Below are 21445 nucleotides of genomic sequence, written 5' to 3' on the forward strand. Positions count from 1 at the left end.
TTAATAAGGTGTACTTTTATGGATTTGAATTAAATCCATATTCTGTTACTACTATTGCTCATCCTCTACTTCTATTCTTTTCTTCTCTCTTGCAATTTTTAAAAACTCTAGCAGCTCTGGATTACTATTCATTTTTTTGTAAGCCACTGACATTTCTGCCACAAAATTAGAATCATATAATTCTTTATATACAACTTCTGTTTTATATAACTTATTTGCCGATACGGGTATTACTGTAATTCCAATCCCTGCCGCTACAAGCCCCATAACTGTTTGATACTCTGTTGCTTCTTGTACAATACGTGGACTAAATCCAACTTCTCTGCAAAGAGATAAAATTGTATCATACAAAGCTGGCCATACTGGTCTCGTAATAAATACAAACGGCTCATCTCGTAAATCTTCTATATGTATTTCATCTTTCTCTGCAAGTGGATGTGCCTTTGGTAAACATAAGGTACAAGATAACCTTTGAATTGGCTCTAATTCTAATAATTGTGTTGGAATTGGTGGACGTAAAAAGCCAATATCAATACGGTTATCATGAAGTGCATGAACTTGATCTGGTGTTGACAATTCATGTAATGCAACAGACACTCTCGGAAATTTCTTTCTATATTCCCTAACAATTGATGGTAAAATATCATATATCGCCGCACCTACAAAACCAATTGAAAGTGATCCTACTTCTCCCCTTTGCGCACTTTGTGCAACTTCTACTGCTTTTTCAATTTGTTCAAACGCTTTTTTTACTTCTTTTAAAAACATTTCTCCTGCTTCTGTTAGTTCAACCTTTCTTTTCGTTCTTGAAAATAATGTAACTCCCATTTCTTTTTCTAATTGCTGTATTTGTTGACTAAGTGGTGGTTGTGTCATTTGTAAACGAGCAGCTGCCCGTCCAAAGTGTAACTCTTCTGCCACAACAACAAAATATTGCAAATGCCGTAATTCCATTTTTGGACACCCTTTTCACTTTCGATTAATATGTCTAATATATTAATAACATATAATTTATATATTAGACAAATATTTTGAATGAACGTATAGTAGAAATTGTTAATTCTTTTTTACAATTTTTATGTAAAAAAAGAAAGAGGTGGTTACTGTATGGAATGGTGGAAGTTAAGCGGACAAATTTTATTACTATTTTGTTTCGCTTGGACAGGTGAATGGATTGCAAAACAGGCACACCTCCCAGTTCCAGGAAGTATAATCGGTATTTTTTTATTATTAATTTCGTTAAAATTTAACCTAGTTAAAAAAGAATGGATACAGGACGGAGCAGATTTTTTATTAAAAGAACTTATTTTATTTTTCATCCCTTCTGCAGTCGCTGTCATACGTTACAGAGATACACTAACACAATATGGAATCGATCTCATTTTAATTATTATGATTAGCACTCTTTGCGTTACCTTAGTTACAGGACTTTTAACAGAATTGCTACTAAAGCGGAAAGGATCAACGCAATGATCGGATTTCTTTGTTTACTATTAACACTATTCACATATTGGATATCAAAAAAAATGTATCAACGTTGGAATTGGAGTCTACTTTCTCCTCTTCTCGTCTGTCCCATTATTTTAATTGCTTTATTGCTCGGATTAGATACACCTTATGAAACATATGAATCTGGTGGTCACTGGTTAACTGAATTATTAAAGCCCGCAACAGTTGCTTTTGCATGGCCAATCTATAAATATTTTGATTTATTAAAGAAACATGGAATGGCTATCTTACTTAATGTCATTGTCGGTTCGTTTTTATCAGTCATTACTTCAGCACTACTAGCAAATTATTTTCAAATTGATTCATCACTAGAACATAGTTTAGCGCCACATATCGTAACAACACCAATCGCAATGGCTATTTCAGAAATGATTGGTGGTATGTCACAATTAACTGCTGTATTTGTCGTTTTAACTGCCTTAACAGGAGCATTGCTCGGTCCTTCTCTCATACGCATTTGCCGCATTAAAACAGCAATCGCAAAAGGTATTATGTTAGGAACGAGCGCAAATGGAACCGGTACATCAAAAGCATTCGAAATCGGTCCTGTGGAAGGAACAATTGCAAGTTTATCCATGCTTTTAACAGCAGGCGCTAGTTTAGTTATCGTTCCGCTTTTCTTGTCTTGGATACATTAAAGAAGCAAGTATTTACATACTTGCTTCTTTATCTATATATTGGCACAGCAATTCATAATCCTCTGGAAAAGCTAAACACAATTGTTCAACTTCATGTATCCCTTTCCAAGCAATTTCATGTATTAACTCATCAGGATCTTGGATTTTCATATTACCGCCTATTTGTTTAACAAAATAATAATGGACATACACTGGAACACCGTATGTAATACCCTCTTTTTCATATATTTTATTTACCACTTCCACATTGTAACCTGTTTCTTCCCAAACTTCCCTGATACAACATTCTTCTAGTGTCTCTCCCTTTTCAAGTCCTCCACTTGGGACAGACCATCTTTTTTCTTCTCCCTCTTTGCCCTGCAGTACCATTAAAACTTCATTTCTTTCATTTACACATACCGCTGCACTACCTATCCATCTCTCCATAAACATCCCTCCCCTACTAAAATTCGCCCTCTTTTTTATTTTCCCCTTGAAAAAAGAGGAAAATAATAAAACAATGACGAAAAATTACATCAACTTCATAGACAATCCTTTTTTAGAAATTAAAACTGGAAGGATGAAAATATGATTTCTAATTATGTTGTGGAATGTGTCTTTTGTGAAGAAAATCGAAAGGCTCGCCAAGCTATTGTCACAGTTCCCGCGACTACTCAGCTACTAGCCATTGAAAAAGTGCGTGCGGAATGCAAACGTCGCTTCGGAAAAACTGTATTATTACAAACAGAAATTAAAGAAAAAATTGTTTTTGAACAAAAAGAAAGCCGACCATAAATTGGTCAGCTTTCTTATCCGATCATATTTTCACATGAAGATTAGGGGCATCCTCTTTAAGGATCGGGATTTTCCCATTATGTACGTTCCATAATGGTCATCGAACAATATATTTCTATGCAATTAACTATTGAATAGAATAGGGCAAAACTTGTTCGCATTTTTAGAAAAGGGATAGGGATATAATTCAAGTAGTACTTCGAATACTCGAACTTTACACTCATAATATTAAAACAAATCCTTTTATATGGGAAATATGAATTACCTACATAATTCATTCGTAAAATATATTAATAGTTTGCTATATTAATTTTATCCCGCTATTTGTAAGCAGTAACCCCCTACTGATTATAATTTCACTTTATTCCATCAATAGCATACACCCAGCTAAAACCGGTGTCATAATCATCGAAAACCTCAAAAGCGTTCGCGGTGCATAATTTGTAAACTTCGCGCCAATGTATGCCCCTAACATGGTCCCAATTAATACTTGCAATAACAATATATAATCTAAATATCCTTCCGAACTATATCCTATCCCGCCTCCAATTGCAATCGGTAATATAACAAGCATTGTTGTCCCTACAGATTGCTGAATCGTTAATCCCAATAGAACCATTAATCCAAGTTGAATAAACGGTGCAGAACCAATCCCAAATGAACCAGCCATCATTCCAGTAACTAATCCAAGGCATACACATTTCAACAAGCAGTTCACGGAAAACTCTTTATGTTTATATAAAGACGACTTTTCTTTGTTTTGGAACATAATTAATTTAATAAACATAAAAATTGCCGATAAAAATAACATCCCAGCTGTAAACCAATGAAGAAGATGTGCTGGTATAAGTGAACCAAATTTAGAACCAATATAAGAGCCAATTGCGCCAAATCCCCCAACAATCCCGCCTATAATAAGTGCAACATTGCCTTCACGGTAATGACTTACAACACCTGATAATGTCGTAAATGCCATTGCAGTTAAAGATGTTGCAAGAGCAACATGAATAGGAATTTGGAATACTAAAGTGAGTATCGCGATAATAAACCCAGCTCCTCCAGCTCCAACAAATCCTAATAAAATACCCATTACTAACATTGTTATAATTATTGCCACAGACTTTCCCTCCAGTAACACAATTATCCATCATATTTATGCTTACATACAAATAAAAAGCATCCTAGATGGATGCTTTTTATTTCAATGATATGTACTTAATCTTGATTAATCAAAATAACCGCTGGACCAGCTACTACTACTCCAGCTACTTCTATTTTTTCAAATTCCTTTACTGTAATAGATATAACTCCTTCTCTTTCCATCAATTCTTTACTCAGGACATCAGTCGGGATTGCTTTCACCGTCTTACCTCCTCGTATATTAATATTTAAGCCCTATTACAGGCTTAGATTTTCTTCTTAATAAGAGCCCTATAAATAAAAATACTTGGACGTCTCAAGATATTTCTAGATAATGATTGTAGGATCATTTGGGACAATTCTTTCACCTCCTGTGGATTTACCACATTTGAAGAGTGTTTCTCAGTGAACGTGCGGGACTCCCTACTCGCAGGCTGAGCAGCCTGCCCCTCGAACCTAGATGATAGTAGCTCTAGGGCGGCTTTCGATTCAGGACTAGCTCTCATACACGAGGTTGTTGGTCGGCGTACACACTAGAGATATCTCGAGACGTCCAAGAAATGATTCTAATATAGAAGGGAGGTCTCTTACATGAGATTATTTGTTGGTTTAGATGTAAGTTCGTTTGATATGAAAGTTTGCTTTTTAAATGGTGATGGAGAAAAACTGGATTCTTTTTCGGTCAGTAATGACCTACCAGGAGCTACTACACTCAAAGAAAAATTATTACAGTGTGTTGCAGGGAAAGAGGTCGACATCCTTAAGATTGGCCTAGAATCCACCTCTGTTTACAGCTTTCATCCTTCTATGTTTCTTCACCATGATATAGATTTACAGCGTTTTGGAGCAAAAGTATTTCTCCTAAACCCAAAGCAAGTCGCAAATTTTAAGAAAAGCTATTCTGACATGAATAAAACCGATGAGATTGATGCCTATGTCATTGCTGATTACTTACGATTTGGCCGCAATCAAATGTCTATCGTAAAAGAAAGCCAGTACGTGGCACTGCAGCAATTAACTCGATCACGATACCAACTTGTCAAAATGTTAACGAAAGAAAAACAACACTTTCTTCAACACCTAAGTTTTAAATGTAATACATTTTCACAAGAGGTGGATACTTCCGTATTTGGTAGCGCCATGACAGAACTATTTCTTGAAAAATTCAGCTTAGAGGAACTAGCTAATATGCCTTTAGAAGAACTCGCTGAGTTCCTACAGGAAAAAAGTCGAAACCGTTTTGGTGATCCAAAATGCGTAGCAGCATCCATTCAAAAAGCTGTGAAAGCTTCTTATCGCTTGGATAAGGTTGTAGAAGATTCAATAGATGTCATCTTAGGTACATCCATCGCAGTCATTCGTACGTTTCAACAGCAAATCAAGGAATTAGAAAAGTCTATTAAAAAAATCATGGCTGGTTTGACCCAAACACTTGAATCTATTCCTGGAGTAGGTCCTGTTTTCGCTGCCGGTATCATTGCTGAAATTGGCCAAATCGAAAGATTTGACGATGAAACAAAAATAGCCAAATACGCTGGATTATACTGGCGAAAGCACCAATCTGGTCGTTTTACAGCTGAAGATACTTCATTATCCCGTACAGGTAATCATTACTTGCGTTATTACTTAGTTGAAGCCGCCAATTCAGTAAGAAAGCATGTATCAGATTATCAAGAGTATTACGTGAAAAAATATAATGAAGTACCAAAACATCAACACAAACGTGCACTCGTTCTAACCGCAAGAAAATTTGTGCGATTGGTGGATGCGCTACTACGTAGCCACCAACTTTTTACGCCTGGAAGGTGTGTGAAAGAATGACATAAATTTTTGTCATCGCTACCTTTCATTATTTTCCAGTAAATTACATTCGTTACTGGTTTAGTTTCGTGATGCCTTTTTTAAACAAATTGACCTTTGGCAACTTTAAACTTTGTTATTTCTCAGTTGACATACTACCGCAGGTCTTTTCATTTATACAATATGATAAAGTGAAACTTTCATCAGTGGGGTTTTGGTCCGTACTTATTGATTATTAACCCTCACCAATCGGGCGAATAATCGCCCAATGCATCTATATATATGCATCACCTCCGCTTTCATTCCTTATTCCACTCAAAAACCTTCTCCCCCTTCCTTGACATATTGAAAAATAAAAAAGAAGCTATAACATATAGCTTCCCTCCACGTTTCTTTAATCTTTATGCACCGTATATTCCATGACTTTACCATCTCTATCAAATTGTAAAATAAGCTGTTCGCTATCTATTGGAATAAAGCCACGTTCAGTCCCAAGATAATACAAAGTGATGACTCCTTCTTCCCCACTTCTCGTTTCCGTTGGGGCTCCTAACAATTGTGTAATTTCTTCATTTGATTTCCCTATTAATTTATATTTTTGTAATAGATCATCTACCATATGTACCCGCTTATCTGCATGATTTAACCATCTATTTTGATTAAACTTTGATGTATATTCATTTACACTTAGTTGTACAGTGCACACTATTAATGGTATGAGTGCTACTATTAACCCCCCCAACATTTGCTTCTTTTCTTCATTACGATTTTTAGAAACATATAAAATAGCCCTTTGAATCATGACTAATAAAACAAATGGTATGAATACTACAAAAATGCTACTTACACTTAAGGGTATATGGACCATATCAATGACGAATATAAATACAATGTACATTACTATATATAAACAAAAAGAGACATACAAAATGCCACGTAGCATAGCGTTCAGAAAGATCTCCCCTTTTAACTCACTATATAATTCATCCGGCTAATCATTTCTTGAATCTGTTCTAATTCTTGCACTGTATATACTACTTCCCCTGCTAATATTTCATTTCTAAAGAACGTTACAATTTGCTCCCGATCTTTTAATCTAGGTGTTTCCTCACTAGAAAGGTCTACTATTTCTTTTCCATTTTTATTATAAAAATATACAACTGGTTTTACTTTTTCTTTTATACTATTAGCCTGCATTTCTTTCAAACCACTGTATAAAATTTGAGATAGTTTCTTCGCCCTATATACTGGATTCCCTTCATTTTTCACTTGTATAGTTGACGAATCTTTACCTACTATATATTCAAATGTCTCTTCTTTTTCAACTTCTTGTTGATACTTACCCATTTCATCAATCATAAATGAATATATACCAGCATTTTCTTTCGTTAAACCATGAATTAATTTCTCTTCCCATTCTTTCGTCTCAAGTAGATAAATACCAGTTTTGCACAAGATGAGATGATGGATTCGATTATCGTTTATTTCACTATTATTTTTAATAAAAACATTCGGCATGATTTGAATTTCAGCATCTAATATGGTGCCTTGCTCTATGAATCCTCGTTTCATATAATGTAATGTTTCGTACGTATTCATTTCAGCGCCGTTTTTAGTATATTCTCGTAGATTTGCAATTAGTTTTTGAAACATATGTATTTCGTTATTATGCTTATTTTGCATTTCACTACGTTCTTTACTATGCTGCACAGCTAATTGATTTTTCATCATACGCATATTTTCAATTTCTCTATTTGCACTTACTTGTAAATCATTGTATTTTTTCTGTTCCATATTTTTTAAATTATTTTGTTGTTCTTTATGCTCTATCACCGTAGCTGCAATTTCATTTTTATACGTTTCAATCGCTTGTTTCTTTTCAAATTCTACTTGCTGACTCTCTGATTCTAACTGTTTATTTTTATAAAACAGCACAAATACTACAGCTAATAATATTAAAACCGTACCTATTAGCACATAATTCATATTTTTACCCCTTTATTTCATTATCGATTATTTTTTATAAATATATCTATTATAGTATACTATGGTTTCGATATAGACTTTGTAAAAGTTGTATATTTTTAATAAAAGGCACCTCTGACGGGGCACCTTTTATTTTCACTCTATTGTACACCATACTGAATATAACTTGGATCGTAGTATATCCATTGATTTGTCCCTAAGCAAAGCCATCCATCTTGCTTACTCCATACTCGATACGATTCACCATGATGTAACTGTCTTATAACATTTCCATTTAATGATGGAGCATCACGCAAATTTACATTATCACCAGTAATAGTCGCCACATAATGTTTATACTGAATATAACTCGGATCATTATATACCCACTGATTTGTCCCTAAACAAAGCCATCCATCTTGTTCTCCCCAAACTTCATATGTTTCGCCACGATTCAATTGGCGAATTACACTAGACTGCAAAGATGGTCCACTTCTCAAATTCACATTATCTCCATTAATTATAGCAACCCCGTACACTGGAGTTGCATTATTAGGCGGGGAAACATTACCTCCACCACTTGCTCCATTCCCTTTTAAAGCTTCTAATGAAACTGCAGCTGATACATCACAATTTCCTACGCCTGAAATTTGTCCAGAATCTGTGTACTGCCACGCTGTCCACGTTGTCCATCCACCAGCATCAGCAGGCGGTGTACTCGAGTATTTAGCAATCCAAAGCGGTATATCACTTAATCCGCTAATTCCGAACTCATTAATATACCAAACTCCTGTATATAACATTACATCTTTTCCAGTAGCCTGTTTCACATAATTTATGAAGCTTCTTGCCCAATTCGATATAGCGTTACCAGTTAAATTACTGTTACTCGGATCTGTTGGTGATTCTAAATCCAGAACTGGCATTAAGTCTGTCTGGTTATTTTGTAATATACTCACAAAATATTTTGCCTCTGAAATTGCATCATTTTGTTCTGGGCGCGCAAAATGGTATGCACCAATAATACATTCGCATTTCGTGCTGCTTGTACATTCTTAGTAAAAGTAGGATCAATGTAGTTTACACCTTCTGTCGCTTTTGCATACGCTGCTGGAATTCCAGATGCCTTCACTGCATTCCAATCAATATTCCCTTCCCAATGAGACACATCAATAAACGTAACATTTGAACTTGATCTGTTTTGCATATAAAATCTCCTATCATTTTTTTACTTCGTATACATACAATATGTACAAGTTTCATAAGAGGACACGACATTTATGCTATAGAAACAAAGAGTAAACATATTTTGTATACAAAATAAAAAAGACCTTGTATTACAAGGCCTTTTGCAAACTCACTTTATTTTGTAGCAAATATATATTATAATACAAACCTTGCTCACTTAATAATTCTTGATGTGTCCCTCTCTCTACTATCTCTCCATCATGCATCACAAAAATTTGATCCGCATCTTGAATTGTAGATAACCTATGCGCAATGGCTATCGTCGTTCTACCTTTTCGCATTTGTTGCAACGCTGTTTGAATAGCCTCTTCTGTTTCTGTATCGATATTAGCTGTTGCTTCATCTAATACTAATACTTTCGGATTCGTTGCTATCGTTCTAGCAAAAGCAATTAATTGTCGTTGACCGCTTGAAAATGCTGCACCTCTTTCTACTACTTCTGTTTCATACTGTTTTGGTAACTTTTCAATAAACGTATTCGCTTGCACAAATCGAGCAGCTTCTTTTACTTCTTCATCCGTAATTTCTTCATTATACATACGAATATTTTGCTTTACATTTCCAGCAAATAAAAATGCATCTTGCAATACGAGTCCTATTTTCTTTCTAATTTCTCGTTCTTCAAATTTTTCTAAATCTACACCGTCTATTACAATATTTCCTGACTTAATATTATAAAATCGCATTAACAAATTCATAATCGTACTTTTTCCGCTACCAGTATGCCCAACAAAAGCAACCGTTTGCCCTTGTTTCACGTGAAATGATACATTTTTTAAAACGTCACGCTTTCCATCATATGAAAAAGTAACATTTTTAAATTCAATATCTCCATCCACGATTTGAGGATTCTCATTGCCTTTTTGAACCGGTGCTAAATCTTTCTCGTCCATTAAATGAAATACACGTGATGACGAAACAAGTGCCTGTTGGAAGAAGGACAATTTCATCATCATCTCATTTACAGGTTGGAAGAAACGATGTATATAGTTAACAAAAGCATATAAAACTCCTACTTCAACAGGGCTCTTTAAAGCATCAATCCCAAATAAACCTAGTACTAACGCAATAGCTACAATATGTACTAAATCCGTAGCTGGTCGTAAAAGTAATGCGTCTAACTTCAAAGTACGTCGCCCTGCACTATAATGTTTATTATTCACTTCTTCAAACTCTTTTCTCATACGTTTTTCTTGTCTGAACACTTGAACAATATTCATTCCTTGTATGGACTCGTTCAACTTTGCATTTAACACGCTTAGTTGATTACGTACTTCTAAATAAAAAGCTGCACTTTTCCGGCGATATAATACCATAATCGCAAACATTATCGGAATTAATACGAGAGAAAATAGCGCTAATTTTACATCTAATAAAAACATCGCTACTAAAATACCTACTAAAAAGACTACATTTTTTACAAATGTTGATAATACACTGACATAAAAATCTTTAATCGCTTCCGTATCATTTGTTATACGCGATACAAGTGTACCAATCGGCGTACGATCAAAGAAACTTAATGATAGCTTTTGAACATGTTCATATACTTCAACTCGCATATCTTGAACAATCTTAAAAGCAATGTTCTGAAAGTACAATAGATTTAAATACGTAAATAGTACTTTTAATAAATGAGCAACTATGTAAATTACAAATAAAGTAACGAGCGCTGATCGTTCAAAATCCCGCGGTACTAGGTGTTCATCGAGGAATTGTTTAATTAAAAAAGGACCCATCATTTCCGTTACTGTCGCACCAACTAAAAAGATAAATGCTAAAGATAGTAACCCTTTATATGGCTTCATATAGGAAAGCAATCTACTTAAATCACTTCGCTTCTTCTCTACCATCATACGCCTCCTTTCTCGACTAAAGCTTCTAATTGCTGGCTTTCATACATTTCCTTATACCAGCCGTTTTCCTTCATTAATTCCTCATGTGTACCTCTTTGTACAATTCTACCTTCATCAACAACAAGAATAAGATTGGCATGCTGAATTGCACTTAATCGGTGTGCAGTAATAATCGTCGTTTTCCCTGCTCTCTCCCTCTTTAAGGCACTTAAAATCGTCTCTTCTGTTTTTGCATCTACCGCTGATAAACAATCATCCAAAATTAAAATTTCAGCATTTGTTAATAAAGCACGAGCAATAGAGATTCGCTGTTTTTGACCACCAGATAACGAAACACCTCTTTCCCCTACTACTGTTTCATATCCTTCTGAAAATTGGAGGATGTCATTATGAATACAAGCAATCTCTGCTGCTTGGGTAATTTCATTATATGTAGCATCCGCCTTTCCAAAGGCAATATTCTCGCCAATACTTGCTGAAAATAAAAAATGATCTTGCGGCACGTATGAAATGGCAGAACGGACACCATGAAGTGTTATATCTCGAATATCTCGCTCCCCAATTTTTAATTCACCATTAAAATGATCATACTCACGGATTAAACATTTTAATAAAGTCGTTTTCCCTGCGCCTGTACGTCCTACAACTCCTAGCGTTTCGCCCTTCTTCAAATCAAAGTGAATATCGTTTAAATGTAACAATTCATTTTTCTTATACGAAAATGAATCAACGGCAAACGAAACATTACCGCTCGCTATTGTATGTACAGCATTTTCGCTATTTACTACATCTGATTTTTGTGAAAGAATTTTTTCTACACGGTCATATGAAGCACGCCCACGCTCCATAATATTGAATAACCATCCAAACGCTAACATTGGCCAAACGAGGGTACCTAAATATGTCGTAAATGTAACGAGATCACCTACTGTTAATTCACCTCTTACAACTAATACCGATCCGTAACATACTGCGATTAAAAAAGAAAATCCAACGATAAGAGAGATTGTCGGATCAAATAACGAATCAATACGTGCAACTAACACATTTTTATGTACAACATCTTCTGATTTTCTTCGAAACGCCTGTAAATCTTCTTTCTCTTGTCCAAGCGAGCGAATCACTTTCATTCCACTCATACTCTCTTGCACTTTATCATTGATTTCCGAAAACGATTGCTGTGCTTTATGAAACCTTTTATGTAATAAAGTGCCATAATAATTTGTCGAAATAGCTACAATCGGCATTGGAATTAAACTTAATAATGTTAACTTCCAACTAATTGTAAAACCCATCGCTACGAGTACACATCCTCCGACAGCTAATGAGTCAACAAGCGTCAAAACACCTGCTCCAGCAGTTTGCTGGATCGCTTGAATATCATTGGTCGCATGTGCCATTAAATCACCTGTCCGATTTGACTGATAGAAAGATGGACTCATCTTTGTAAAATGTTCATACAAATTTTTTCGTAATTGGCGAGCTAATTTTAATGAAGACCCGAAAATCATAATACGCCATATGTAACGTAATATGTACATCGTAATACCTACAATTACTAATAGTACAACCCATTTTAGTAACTTATCGGTCGTCAATGTTCCATCATTAATTTCATCTACAACGATTCCAATTACTTTTGGTGCTACAAGTTCTAAAAGTGCAACGCCAAACAATAAAATAATTCCAGTTATGTACGCTCGTTTTTCTTGTTTAAAAAACCACGCTAAATTCATAAACACTTTCATTTTTTTCCTCCTCCCTTAAAATGAGCGATGTTTTCAGTTTACCAAAAATACAGAATTTTTAAAAGTTTTAAAAACTATAACTAACAAAAAGAAAGACACTCTTAGCGAGTGTCTTTTAGCGCTTATTTCATTTGTTGCTTGTTCATTGCGCTCATCATTTGATTGATTTTCTTTTGGGAAGGTTTTTGTCCCATTTGCATCATCATCATTTTTAACATTTGTTCGTTAATTGGTGGATTTTTTTGTAAGTAATTCATCATGTATTTGCGGGCAATGAAAAATCCTAACGCCACGCCTGCTACTAGTGCTACTACGCCCACTAGAATACCTAACCAAATTGGCATATATTTTCCTCCTTCATGTTGTCTACCTTACAGTGTACTAAAACCTTTTCAATAAGACAAGATACAATTCGACATTTTTTACACATATGTTCGTACTTGTTTTAGAGGATTCAGCCATCCGTACTTTGTATTTTCATAATCCATAGCTAAAAATGTTAATTCACACTTTCTTAACACCTCAAAGAACGTCGTTTCCATAGAGACATTTCCAGAGGTATTCATACGAATATAGTGCGGTTTCACCATTATTTCGCCGTACTCCGCTCCCGTATAAAGTGTATGTGTATGATGTGTTCTATCATATTTACCAAGAACGCGCAAAGCTTGTTCTAATTTATGATGAATTTTCATTACTTGCAATGGCATCGTTATATACATCATTTGCTTATATAACACTTTTTTCTCCGAAAGGGACCCAGATTCTGAAAATCGAGCAAATAAATCAAAAAACAAATATTCACGACCAAAATAAGCTTTCGCAATATCCTCTTGAATTAAATACAATTCATACGTTTTCATTTTTCCACTCCCAATCTGGACAACCTTTTCTCTTCATTATATATAAGAAAATTTGCAATGATTGTCTGACTGCGGAGAGATAAAAAACTTTTTCTGTCGAAAAAACTCATTTACATAGAAAAACCTCTCCATGCCGGAGAGATTTTTCTGAAATGATTAAAGCATTTCTTTTACTTTACGAACAACGTTCTCTACAGTAAATCCATACTCTTCCATAATCTTCTCACCAGGAGCAGAAGCACCGAATGTATCGATACCTAACACATCTCCTTCAAGACCTACGTAACGGTGCCATCCGAATGTAGCACCCATTTCGATTGCGAAACGTTTTGTTACTGCTTTTGGTAATACAGATTCTTTGTACTCTGCAGTTTGAGCTTCGAAGCGATCCATAGATGGCATGCTGACAACAGCTGCGTCAACGCCGTCTACTGCTAATGCTTTTTGAGCTTCAACAGCTAGGCTTACTTCAGATCCAGTTGCAAGTAAGATTACGTCAGCCGTTTCTTTCTTGCTTGCAGAAACTACATATGCACCTTTTGCTACTTTTTCATACGTATCATCTTTTGCACCTTCTAATGTTGGAAGGTCTTGACGAGTTAATACTAAAGCAGTTGGTTTGTTTGTAGATTCTAAAGCTAGTCTCCAAGCTGCAACAGATTCGTTACCATCAGCAGGACGGATAACAGAAACGTTTGGCATTGCACGAAGCGCTGCTAATTGCTCGATCGGTTCATGTGTTGGACCATCTTCACCAACAGCGATACTGTCATGTGTGAATACATACGTTACTGGCAATTGCATTAATGCTGCAAGGCGAATTGCTGGACGTAAGTAATCAGAGAATACGAAGAACGTACCACCGTAAGTTTTTAAACCACCATGTAGTGCAATACCGTTCATTGCTGCACCCATTGCGAACTCACGTACACCGTACCAAATGTTTTTACCGCTGTAATCATCTCTTGTAAAGTCTTTTTCGTTATTCATGTATGTTTTGTTAGAACCAGCAAGGTCAGCAGATCCACCGAAGAATGATGGTACAGACTCTGCAATTGCATTAATTACAGCACCAGAAGAATTACGAGTTGCTGCTTTTGATCCTAATTCATAAGTCGGTAAGTTTTGCTCCCAACCTTCTGGAAGTTGACCGTTCATTGCTGCTTGGAATTCGTTTGCTAATTCTGGGTATGCTTGTGCATATTCACCTAGCATCGTGTTCCACTCAGCTTGCGCAGTTTCACCAACATCTTGTACTGTTTTACGGAAGTTGTCATATACTTCTTCTGCTACGTGGAAGTCTTGCTCAGCAGTCCAAGCATATGCTTCTTTCGTTAATTTTGTTTCTTCTACACCAAGTGGAGAACCATGTGAAGCTGATTTTCCTGATTTGTTTGGAGAACCGAAACCAATTGTCGTTCTTACTTCAATTAGCGTTGGGCGTTTTTCGTCAGCTTTCGCTTCTTCAATTGCTTTCGCGATTGCTTCAATATCGTTTCCATCCTCAACACGGATTACTTGCCATCCGTATGCTTTGTAACGATCTTCTACACTTTCAGAGAATGAACGATTTAAATCGCCATCTAATGAAATATCGTTTGAATCGTAAAGCACAACAAGACGACCTAATTGTAAATGAGCAGCTAATGAAGATGCTTCAGCAGAAACGCCCTCCATTAAATCTCCATCACCACAAATAGCGTATGTATAATGATCCACTACATTATACGCATCACGGTTATATTTAGCAGCTAAATGTCTTTCAGCCATTGCCATACCTACAGCAGTTGCAATACCTTGTCCAAGTGGACCAGTCGTCGCATCTACACCAGCTGTATGACCATACTCAGGATGTCCTGGAGTTTTGCTTCCCCATTGACGGAAGTTCTTTAAGTCATCCATTGTTACATCATAACCAGATAGGTGAAGTAGGCTGTATAATAACATTGAACCATGACCTGCAGATAATACGAAACGATCACGGTTAAACCACGTTGGGTTATTTGGATTGTGTTTCATAAATTGAGTCCATAATGTATAAGCCATTGGTGCTGCACCCATTGGCATTCCTGGGTGACCAGAGTTTGCTTTTTCAATCGCATCGATGGATAATGTGCGAATCGTGTTGATAGAAAGTTGTTCGATTGAATGTGACATGCTATTCTTCCCTTCGCTTATATTAGTAAACGTTTTATACATTTATATGATAGCTTCCCACGCAAGATTATACAACATGTATCGACAAATATGTTGATGTTTTTTTGATTTTTTATAAAAAAATCAATGTTTCCGGGAATGTATGGGTATTCAATATGACATACTTTTTCATTATTTTTATTTTAAAAAGAAAGGGAATTATCTGTATATTTATACAAATCTCTTCTATACTTACTTTTCAAATACGTTTTTAAAACATAAAAAAAGCATCTACATTCGATGCTTTTCAAATCAGTTACACAATCCGTTTCCGAATCGAACTTGAAATAAAATCAATGATAATGACCATTAAAATAATGCCCAATAAAATAATTCCCACGCGAGACCAATTGCGTGAACTCAGCGCAAAAATTAGTGGCGTACCAATCCCTCCTGCTCCGATAACCCCTAAAATCGCAGCGGATCGTACATTAATTTCAAATCTGTATAACGTATACGATAGAAAATCTGGTAACACTTGCGGTAACACCGCATACCAAAGTATTTGAAAACGATTTGCTCCTGTTGCTAGTAACGCTTCCGTCGGTCCTTTATCTATGTTTTCAATTCCTTCTGAATATAGTTTTCCTAACATTCCAATAGAATGCAATCCTAAGGCTAATACTCCTGCAAAAGAGCCTGGACCAACAGCTTTTATAAATAAAAGAGCCATAATTAATTCAGGAAACGTACGAACAAAACTAAGTACAAATTTCCCAAATCCTGAAGTTAATTTTCCACTACTCATATTCGTTGCCGCCCAAAAAGCAAACGGAACAGATAAAAATGCAGAAATAAATGTACCTAATATCGCAATTGCCAACGTATCAATTAATCCATGTAATAAATCTTCACCATCTGGCAAAGATACATACGACCAGTCTGGATTCAATATCCCTGTCATAATTGCTTTTGTAATTTCTCCCGCCGTTTCCTTTATTCCCTCTAGCGGTACTCCTGAAAAAGCCCATATATAAACAAATGTAAGTGCTATAAAAATAAACGAGCGATACACACTCGGTTTCTTCGGTTTTGGTACGATTATCGTCGTTTTACTCATTATAATTTCTCCCGCAACAATGTACTTACATAATCAATTACCAATACAACAACAAGAGTATAGATGATAATAGATGCAGTTTGTTGATATTGTAAAAATCCAAGTGTACGATCATAATATAGTCCAATACCACCTGCTCCTACTAAACCTAGGACAGCCGCTGCCCGTACATTCACCTCAAATGTATATAGTACATAGGAAACAAAGTGTGCTTTTACTTGTGGAATGACTCCATAAACAATCCATTGCACCTTATTAGCCCCTACAGCTGTCATCGCTTCTAGTGGGCCAGGGTCAATTGATTCATACAACAATTTCGCCACGAGCCCAATTGAGAAAAAAGTAAGAGCTAAAATACCCGGAAGTGGTCCTATTCCAAAAATAGCTACGAAAATTGCCGCTAATAATAAATCTGGTATCGTTCGAATAAAATTTAAAATCAATCGAGCTGGACTGTATAAAAATGTACTAGTAAACACATTACTTGCCGCAAACAGTGCAAGTGGAATAGCTAAAATCGCTCCTAAAGTCGTCCCAATAATCGCCATACGTATTGTATCTAACATTGCTGTTGTAATAACTTGAAAATAACTCCAATCTGGCGGCACCATTTCTTTTAACAAATCCATTATATTAGGAAAACCAACTACTAGCTTTGAAAATGATGCGTCGACCTGTATACTACTTCCCCACAACAGTAAAATGAATAGAATAAACGTTAACATATGTTTTAACTTACTCGGCGGCTTCGGTATCGACTTCGAATATATCGTCACATCATTCATTTAGCTGCCACCTCTAACAATTCACTTTTCTGTGCTACGTCACCATAAATTTCAGCAAACTTTTCATCCGTTGCTGCTTCTACTAAACCATCAAAAACAATTTCACCTGCATGTAATCCAATAATACGCGTCGCATATTGCCTAGCTAAAGCAATAGAATGTAAGTTTACAATTGTTGTAATTCCAAAATCTTCATTAATTTTCTTTAAATCATCTAATACTTGCTTTGTTGTTAGCGGATCTAACGACGCAACAGGTTCATCTGCCAATATGATTTTTGCTTCTTGCGCCAATGCTCTAGCTATCGATACACGTTGTTGTTGTCCTCCTGATAATTCATCAGCACGTGCATATGCTTTTTCTAAAATATTCACTCTTTTTAACGCTTGAAATGCGAGCTCCACATCCTCTTTCGGAAACAAACCTAACGTTGTACGCAATGTCGAATGATATCCAACACGGCCAGCTAATACATTCTTCAATACTGTTGATCGCTTTACAAGGTTAAAACTTTGAAAGATCATACCAATATCCCGGCGCATACGTCGTAAATCTTTTCCTTTTGCAGCAGTAATAGACTCACATTCAATCATGATTTCGCCTTCTGTAATCTCATGAAGACGATTTACCGATTTTAGAAGTGTAGACTTTCCAGCTCCGGACAGCCCTACCATTACAACAAACTCACCTTTTTGAATTTTCAAGTTTATATTATTCAATCCTTTTGTACCATTTGGATACACTTTGGAGACATTTCGAAATTCTATCACACATCTTACCTACCTTCTATGTATTCAAAACGGCAAACTAACTGAAAACATTCCCTTTCAGCTAGCTGCCATTTCCATATGTATTATTGCGTTTTTACTTTCTTCCCATATTCACGAACGATGTCAAATTTACTATCATCAGATTTAACATATCCTTCATGTGAATATACTTCTTTAATGATTTTGTGACCTTCCTCATTTTTTCCAATTTCAATGAAAGCATCCTGTAATTTCTTGCTCCACTCTTCATCTAAATCAGAACGTACCGAAATCGTATCGTTTGGAATTTTCTCCGTAAATTTCACTATTTTCGTTTGCTCGAATATATTCGGATAATCTTTTTTTACAATATTACGAGCATCTTGGAATACAACAGCTGCATCTACGTCACCATTTAAAAGAGCAATAAGCGACTGATCGTGACCTTTTAATGTAACAGGTTTCACATCTTTTAACGGATCAATTCCCTCTTTTAATAGAATAGCTGCAGGCCATACATACCCTGCTGATGATGTTACATCTTGATAACCAATCTTTTTACCTTTTAAATCTTTTACACTATTTATATTAGAGTCTTTTTTAACAACAAACTCAGATTTATAATAATCTACTAAATCTTTTGTAGGAGCTCCTGTTTCATCCTCTACTCCAAAACGTTGTGCTTGTAAAATTACATTTGCAGCCTTCTTTTCATGTGCTAATACGTACGCTGTTGGCGGTAAAAATCCTACATCTACTTGTTTAGATGCCATCGCTTCTACAATTGTATTGTAGTTCGTTGAAATACTAACTTTTACTGGAATATTTAACTTATCACTTAATAGCTTCTCAAGCGGTTTTGCCTTCGCCTCTAACGTATCTGCATTTTGAGAAGGAACAAATTGAACATTTAAAGTCTTCGGTACATACCCTTTTTTCGTATCTTCATTTTTACTTGCACTTGATTCCTTCGTTCCACAGCCACTTAATAATCCCGCTGCTAGTACAACTGTTGTGCTCATTGCAAAAACTTTTTTCAACATATTAATGCCTCCATTTTTCATTGTTATAAAATAACCTTTCATAAACATGAAGAAATATATCACATATTTTTACAAATAATTGATTATTTACAGAATCTTTACACATTCTATACACTCACATTAAAATTCTCTTCACATATTTGATATGATGAATTGGAAGATAACAATAGAAAAGGTGAGTCATATTGGAACAAAATCAAACTGTAACTTTAAACATCTTATTAACAAGCGATATACATGGCACTGTTTATCCTATTCACTACCAAGATAACTCCCCAGCAGAACTTGGTTTAGCTAAAATTTCTACTCTTATAAAAAAAGAACGTTCCCAAAATACAAACGTTCTTTTAATTGATAATGGCGACTTTATTCAAGGAACACCATTTACTTATCATTATGTTACATACGAAAAAAACAAAAAAAACCCAATGTCCTTATTAGCGAATTACTTACAGTATGACGCTGCAATTATCGGCAATCATGAGTTTAATTACGGGATGGGTATATTAAATAACGCTGTGACTACTGCGAACTTCCCGTACCTATCAGCAAACATTTTAGATAAAAACATAAAGAAACCTTATTTCGGAAAACCTTATATAATCAAACAGATTGAATCCAATATAAAAATCGCTATTTTAGGGGTGACAACGCACTACATTACCAATTGGGAACAACCCCATCACATTAAAGACTTACAATTTGAAGATGCATTAGAAACAACGAAAAAGTGGGTTTCTTACATTCGCAAACATGAGAAACCAGATTTACTAGTCGTAGCGTATCACGGGGGAGTTGAACGAGATTTACAAACCGGGGTACCGACTGAAGTTTTAACAGGAGAAAACCAAGGATATGCAATGTGCCATGAAATTGAAGACATAGATATTTTATTAACAGGTCACCAACACCGGGAAATTGCTCACACAATGGCTAACGGTGTAACAATTTTACAGACCGGATGTAATGGAAACTCAGTTGGAAAAGTAAAAATAACATTCGAAAAAACAAAACATAAATGGGTTAAAAAAGAGAGTTCTTCTGAATTATTATCTGTACAAGGAGTTGAGGCTGACCAAGATGTACTTTCATTGGTAGCCGATTACGAAGAGAAAACACAAAAGTGGCTTGATCAACCTATTGGAATCATTCAGGGGGATATGCAAATTTCAGATGCTATGCAAACTCGTTTGCATGATCATCCTTTTATCGAATTCATAAATAAAATACAGATGGATATAGCTAATGTATCAATTTCTTGTACAAGTTTGTTCCATAATACATCTCCAGGTTTCCCGGAACATGTAACAATGCGTGACATCGTTTCTAATTATATTTATCCAAACACATTAAAAGTAATTAGAATAACTGGAGCGGATATAAAAAATGCTCTTGAACTCTCTGCTTCTTATTTCACATTAAAAACAGATGGATCCATCACCGTAAGTCCTACCTACATAGAACCAAAGCCACAACATTATAATTATGATATGTGGGAAGGGATTTCATACGTATTAAACATTTCAAAACCAATTGGTGAAAGAGTAGAATCTTTACAGCATAACAGTGCTCCTCTTAATATGAATGAAGAATATGACGTTGTAATGAATAATTATCGTGCAAGTGGCGGGGGAAATTTCTTTATGTTTCAAAACAAACCGGTAGTAAAAGATATACCCACAGATATGTCTGAACTTATCGCTAATTATATATTGGAACATAAAACGATAGAAGCAACAGTTAATAACAACTGGAAAGTTATTAAATAACGATTTTTACATATAAAAAAGATGGGCTTCGCCCATCTTTTAATTTAATTTTGCATTATCTTGCTTTTTTAAAGCTTTTAATTTCGTCGGTGTAACATCTGTACCTTCTTCGTTAACAACTTTAATACCTTTAAGTTCGTTTAACATATTTTGACGAAATCCTTTTAAATATTGTTCACGTAGCGATTGACGCTCACGTTGCTCTTCTTCAGTTAAACCTTCAGCTTTTGCTTTTTTCGCTAAGAAGTTAATGCGTTCAACGAGTTCGTGATTAATCATCTCGAATCCCCCTTCTAATCAAA

21 protein-coding genes and 1 pseudogene are annotated in these 21445 nt (G+C 35.4%); 5 read left to right on the forward strand and 17 right to left on the reverse strand.

The features are described 5' to 3' along the window. Window positions 1-51: 51 nt before the first annotated feature. Entirely contained in the window at window positions 52-954 is a 903-nt protein-coding gene (alsR, locus tag MHH55_RS12335; RefSeq protein WP_000423235.1) for an acetoin biosynthesis transcriptional regulator AlsR, read from the reverse strand. Window positions 955-1107: 153 nt separating this feature from the next. Here alsR and MHH55_RS12340 point away from each other — a divergent pair, with 153 nt between their 5' ends. Both MHH55_RS12340 and MHH55_RS12345 read left to right on the forward strand, forming a co-directional pair. Continuing rightward, window positions 1108-1473 carry a CidA/LrgA family holin-like protein gene (locus MHH55_RS12340; RefSeq protein ID WP_078186345.1) on the forward strand — a complete coding sequence of 122 codons (366 nt, stop codon included), beginning with the start codon at window positions 1108-1110 and terminating at the stop codon, window positions 1471-1473. After that, window positions 1470-2147, forward strand: a complete 678-nt coding sequence (locus tag MHH55_RS12345; protein WP_000578954.1) for an LrgB family protein — start codon at window positions 1470-1472, stop codon at window positions 2145-2147. Before MHH55_RS12340 ends, MHH55_RS12345 begins: the two co-directional genes overlap by 4 nt. A gap of 12 nt (window positions 2148-2159) precedes the next feature. On the opposite strand, the gene MHH55_RS12350 is transcribed toward MHH55_RS12345, so the two are convergent. Then, complete coding sequence (locus tag MHH55_RS12350) at window positions 2160-2573, reverse strand: NUDIX hydrolase (protein WP_000442982.1); 414 nt, start codon at window positions 2571-2573, stop codon at window positions 2160-2162. 141 nt (window positions 2574-2714) lie between these two features. Between MHH55_RS12350 and MHH55_RS12355 the strand changes: the two genes are divergently transcribed. Then, the gene (locus tag MHH55_RS12355) at window positions 2715-2921 is read left to right on the forward strand and encodes a DUF3903 domain-containing protein (RefSeq protein ID WP_000625222.1); all 207 of its coding nucleotides are present in this window, start codon (window positions 2715-2717) and stop codon (window positions 2919-2921) included. Window positions 2922-3282: 361 nt separating this feature from the next. Here the strand turns inward: MHH55_RS12355 and MHH55_RS12360 are convergent, their stop codons facing one another. Continuing rightward, a complete protein-coding gene (locus MHH55_RS12360; protein WP_075678000.1) occupies window positions 3283-4038 on the reverse strand; it encodes a sulfite exporter TauE/SafE family protein in 756 nt (251 codons plus the stop codon). A 98-nt stretch (window positions 4039-4136) separates the two neighbouring features. After that, window positions 4137-4283: a BC1881 family protein gene (locus MHH55_RS12365; RefSeq protein ID WP_000644411.1), complete on the reverse strand. Its 147-nt coding sequence runs from the start codon at window positions 4281-4283 to the stop codon at window positions 4137-4139. Between the two features lie 369 nt (window positions 4284-4652). Here MHH55_RS12365 and MHH55_RS12370 point away from each other — a divergent pair, with 369 nt between their 5' ends. Next, the gene (locus MHH55_RS12370) at window positions 4653-5882 is read left to right on the forward strand and encodes an IS110 family transposase (protein WP_340880302.1); all 1230 of its coding nucleotides are present in this window, start codon (window positions 4653-4655) and stop codon (window positions 5880-5882) included. 373 nt (window positions 5883-6255) lie between these two features. Here the strand turns inward: MHH55_RS12370 and MHH55_RS12375 are convergent, their stop codons facing one another. The 12 genes and pseudogenes from MHH55_RS12375 to MHH55_RS12430 all read right to left on the reverse strand — a co-directional run bounded on the left by MHH55_RS12375 (window position 6256) and on the right by MHH55_RS12430 (window position 19374). Beyond that, the gene (locus tag MHH55_RS12375) at window positions 6256-6804 is read right to left on the reverse strand and encodes a hypothetical protein (protein ID WP_074555573.1); all 549 of its coding nucleotides are present in this window, start codon (window positions 6802-6804) and stop codon (window positions 6256-6258) included. 23 nt (window positions 6805-6827) lie between these two features. Then, the gene (locus MHH55_RS12380) at window positions 6828-7847 is read right to left on the reverse strand and encodes an NERD domain-containing protein (RefSeq protein ID WP_001110284.1); all 1020 of its coding nucleotides are present in this window, start codon (window positions 7845-7847) and stop codon (window positions 6828-6830) included. Window positions 7848-7987: 140 nt separating this feature from the next. Further along, window positions 7988-9033 (reverse strand): annotated as a pseudogene (locus MHH55_RS12385) (GH25 family lysozyme). 130 nt (window positions 9034-9163) lie between these two features. Further along, complete coding sequence (locus MHH55_RS12390) at window positions 9164-10927, reverse strand: ABC transporter ATP-binding protein (protein ID WP_078186870.1); 1764 nt, start codon at window positions 10925-10927, stop codon at window positions 9164-9166. Further along, the gene (locus MHH55_RS12395; protein ID WP_000862455.1) at window positions 10927-12678 is read right to left on the reverse strand and encodes an ABC transporter ATP-binding protein; all 1752 of its coding nucleotides are present in this window, start codon (window positions 12676-12678) and stop codon (window positions 10927-10929) included. The genes MHH55_RS12390 and MHH55_RS12395 overlap by 1 nt, the downstream gene beginning before the upstream one ends. A 122-nt stretch (window positions 12679-12800) precedes the next feature. Further along, window positions 12801-13022, reverse strand: coding sequence for a YneF family protein (locus tag MHH55_RS12400; protein WP_001123317.1), 222 nt, complete (start codon window positions 13020-13022; stop codon window positions 12801-12803). Window positions 13023-13100: 78 nt separating this feature from the next. After that, a complete protein-coding gene (gene sirA, locus MHH55_RS12405) occupies window positions 13101-13541 on the reverse strand; it encodes a sporulation inhibitor of replication protein SirA (protein ID WP_000860645.1) in 441 nt (146 codons plus the stop codon). Window positions 13542-13697: 156 nt separating this feature from the next. After that, window positions 13698-15698 carry a transketolase gene (gene tkt / locus MHH55_RS12410; RefSeq protein ID WP_000019766.1) on the reverse strand — a complete coding sequence of 667 codons (2001 nt, stop codon included), beginning with the start codon at window positions 15696-15698 and terminating at the stop codon, window positions 13698-13700. A 295-nt stretch (window positions 15699-15993) separates the two neighbouring features. Then, complete coding sequence (gene phnE, locus MHH55_RS12415; RefSeq protein ID WP_000047891.1) at window positions 15994-16797, reverse strand: phosphonate ABC transporter, permease protein PhnE; 804 nt, start codon at window positions 16795-16797, stop codon at window positions 15994-15996. Then, complete coding sequence (gene phnE, locus MHH55_RS12420) at window positions 16797-17582, reverse strand: phosphonate ABC transporter, permease protein PhnE (RefSeq protein ID WP_078186871.1); 786 nt, start codon at window positions 17580-17582, stop codon at window positions 16797-16799. The genes phnE (MHH55_RS12415) and phnE (MHH55_RS12420) overlap by 1 nt, the downstream gene beginning before the upstream one ends. Continuing rightward, window positions 17579-18352, reverse strand: a complete 774-nt coding sequence (gene phnC / locus MHH55_RS12425) for a phosphonate ABC transporter ATP-binding protein (protein WP_000569244.1) — start codon at window positions 18350-18352, stop codon at window positions 17579-17581. The genes phnE (MHH55_RS12420) and phnC overlap by 4 nt, the downstream gene beginning before the upstream one ends. An 83-nt stretch (window positions 18353-18435) precedes the next feature. Next, the gene (locus MHH55_RS12430) at window positions 18436-19374 is read right to left on the reverse strand and encodes a phosphate/phosphite/phosphonate ABC transporter substrate-binding protein (protein WP_078186872.1); all 939 of its coding nucleotides are present in this window, start codon (window positions 19372-19374) and stop codon (window positions 18436-18438) included. Between the two features lie 185 nt (window positions 19375-19559). Here MHH55_RS12430 and MHH55_RS12435 point away from each other — a divergent pair, with 185 nt between their 5' ends. Next, window positions 19560-21143: a bifunctional metallophosphatase/5'-nucleotidase gene (locus MHH55_RS12435; RefSeq protein WP_000437456.1), complete on the forward strand. Its 1584-nt coding sequence runs from the start codon at window positions 19560-19562 to the stop codon at window positions 21141-21143. A 39-nt stretch (window positions 21144-21182) separates the two neighbouring features. Here MHH55_RS12435 and MHH55_RS12440 read toward each other — a convergent pair whose 3' ends face one another. After that, window positions 21183-21422: a DUF896 domain-containing protein gene (locus MHH55_RS12440; RefSeq protein ID WP_000607015.1), complete on the reverse strand. Its 240-nt coding sequence runs from the start codon at window positions 21420-21422 to the stop codon at window positions 21183-21185. Window positions 21423-21445 lie beyond the last annotated feature (23 nt).

The sequence above is a fragment of the Bacillus sp. FSL K6-2944 genome (assembly GCF_038005385.1).
In the GTDB taxonomy this organism is placed as follows: domain Bacteria; phylum Bacillota; class Bacilli; order Bacillales; family Bacillaceae_G; genus Bacillus_A; species Bacillus_A cereus.

Bases quoted from the DNA above. Each gene is read 5' to 3' on its own strand.
- alsR (WP_000423235.1), bottom strand. From the start codon at position 954: ATGGAATTACGGCATTTGCAATATTTTGTTGTTGTGGCAGAAGAGTTA.
- MHH55_RS12340 (WP_078186345.1), top strand. From the start codon at position 1,108: ATGGAATGGTGGAAGTTAAGCGGACAAATTTTATTACTATTTTGTTTC.
- MHH55_RS12345 (WP_000578954.1), top strand. From the start codon at position 1,470: ATGATCGGATTTCTTTGTTTACTATTAACACTATTCACATATTGGATA.
- MHH55_RS12350 (WP_000442982.1), bottom strand. From the start codon at position 2,573: ATGGAGAGATGGATAGGTAGTGCAGCGGTATGTGTAAATGAAAGAAAT.
- MHH55_RS12355 (WP_000625222.1), top strand. From the start codon at position 2,715: ATGATTTCTAATTATGTTGTGGAATGTGTCTTTTGTGAAGAAAATCGA.
- MHH55_RS12370 (WP_340880302.1), top strand. From the start codon at position 4,653: ATGAGATTATTTGTTGGTTTAGATGTAAGTTCGTTTGATATGAAAGTT.
- MHH55_RS12375 (WP_074555573.1), bottom strand. From the start codon at position 6,804: ATGCTACGTGGCATTTTGTATGTCTCTTTTTGTTTATATATAGTAATG.
- MHH55_RS12380 (WP_001110284.1), bottom strand. From the start codon at position 7,847: ATGAATTATGTGCTAATAGGTACGGTTTTAATATTATTAGCTGTAGTA.
- MHH55_RS12390 (WP_078186870.1), bottom strand. From the start codon at position 10,927: ATGGTAGAGAAGAAGCGAAGTGATTTAAGTAGATTGCTTTCCTATATG.
- MHH55_RS12395 (WP_000862455.1), bottom strand. From the start codon at position 12,678: ATGAAAGTGTTTATGAATTTAGCGTGGTTTTTTAAACAAGAAAAACGA.
- MHH55_RS12400 (WP_001123317.1), bottom strand. From the start codon at position 13,022: ATGCCAATTTGGTTAGGTATTCTAGTGGGCGTAGTAGCACTAGTAGCA.
- sirA (WP_000860645.1), bottom strand. From the start codon at position 13,541: ATGAAAACGTATGAATTGTATTTAATTCAAGAGGATATTGCGAAAGCT.
- tkt (WP_000019766.1), bottom strand. From the start codon at position 15,698: ATGTCACATTCAATCGAACAACTTTCTATCAACACGATTCGCACATTA.
- phnE (WP_000047891.1), bottom strand. From the start codon at position 16,797: ATGAGTAAAACGACGATAATCGTACCAAAACCGAAGAAACCGAGTGTG.
- phnE (WP_078186871.1), bottom strand. From the start codon at position 17,582: ATGAATGATGTGACGATATATTCGAAGTCGATACCGAAGCCGCCGAGT.
- MHH55_RS12430 (WP_078186872.1), bottom strand. From the start codon at position 19,374: ATGTTGAAAAAAGTTTTTGCAATGAGCACAACAGTTGTACTAGCAGCG.
- MHH55_RS12440 (WP_000607015.1), bottom strand. From the start codon at position 21,422: ATGATTAATCACGAACTCGTTGAACGCATTAACTTCTTAGCGAAAAAA.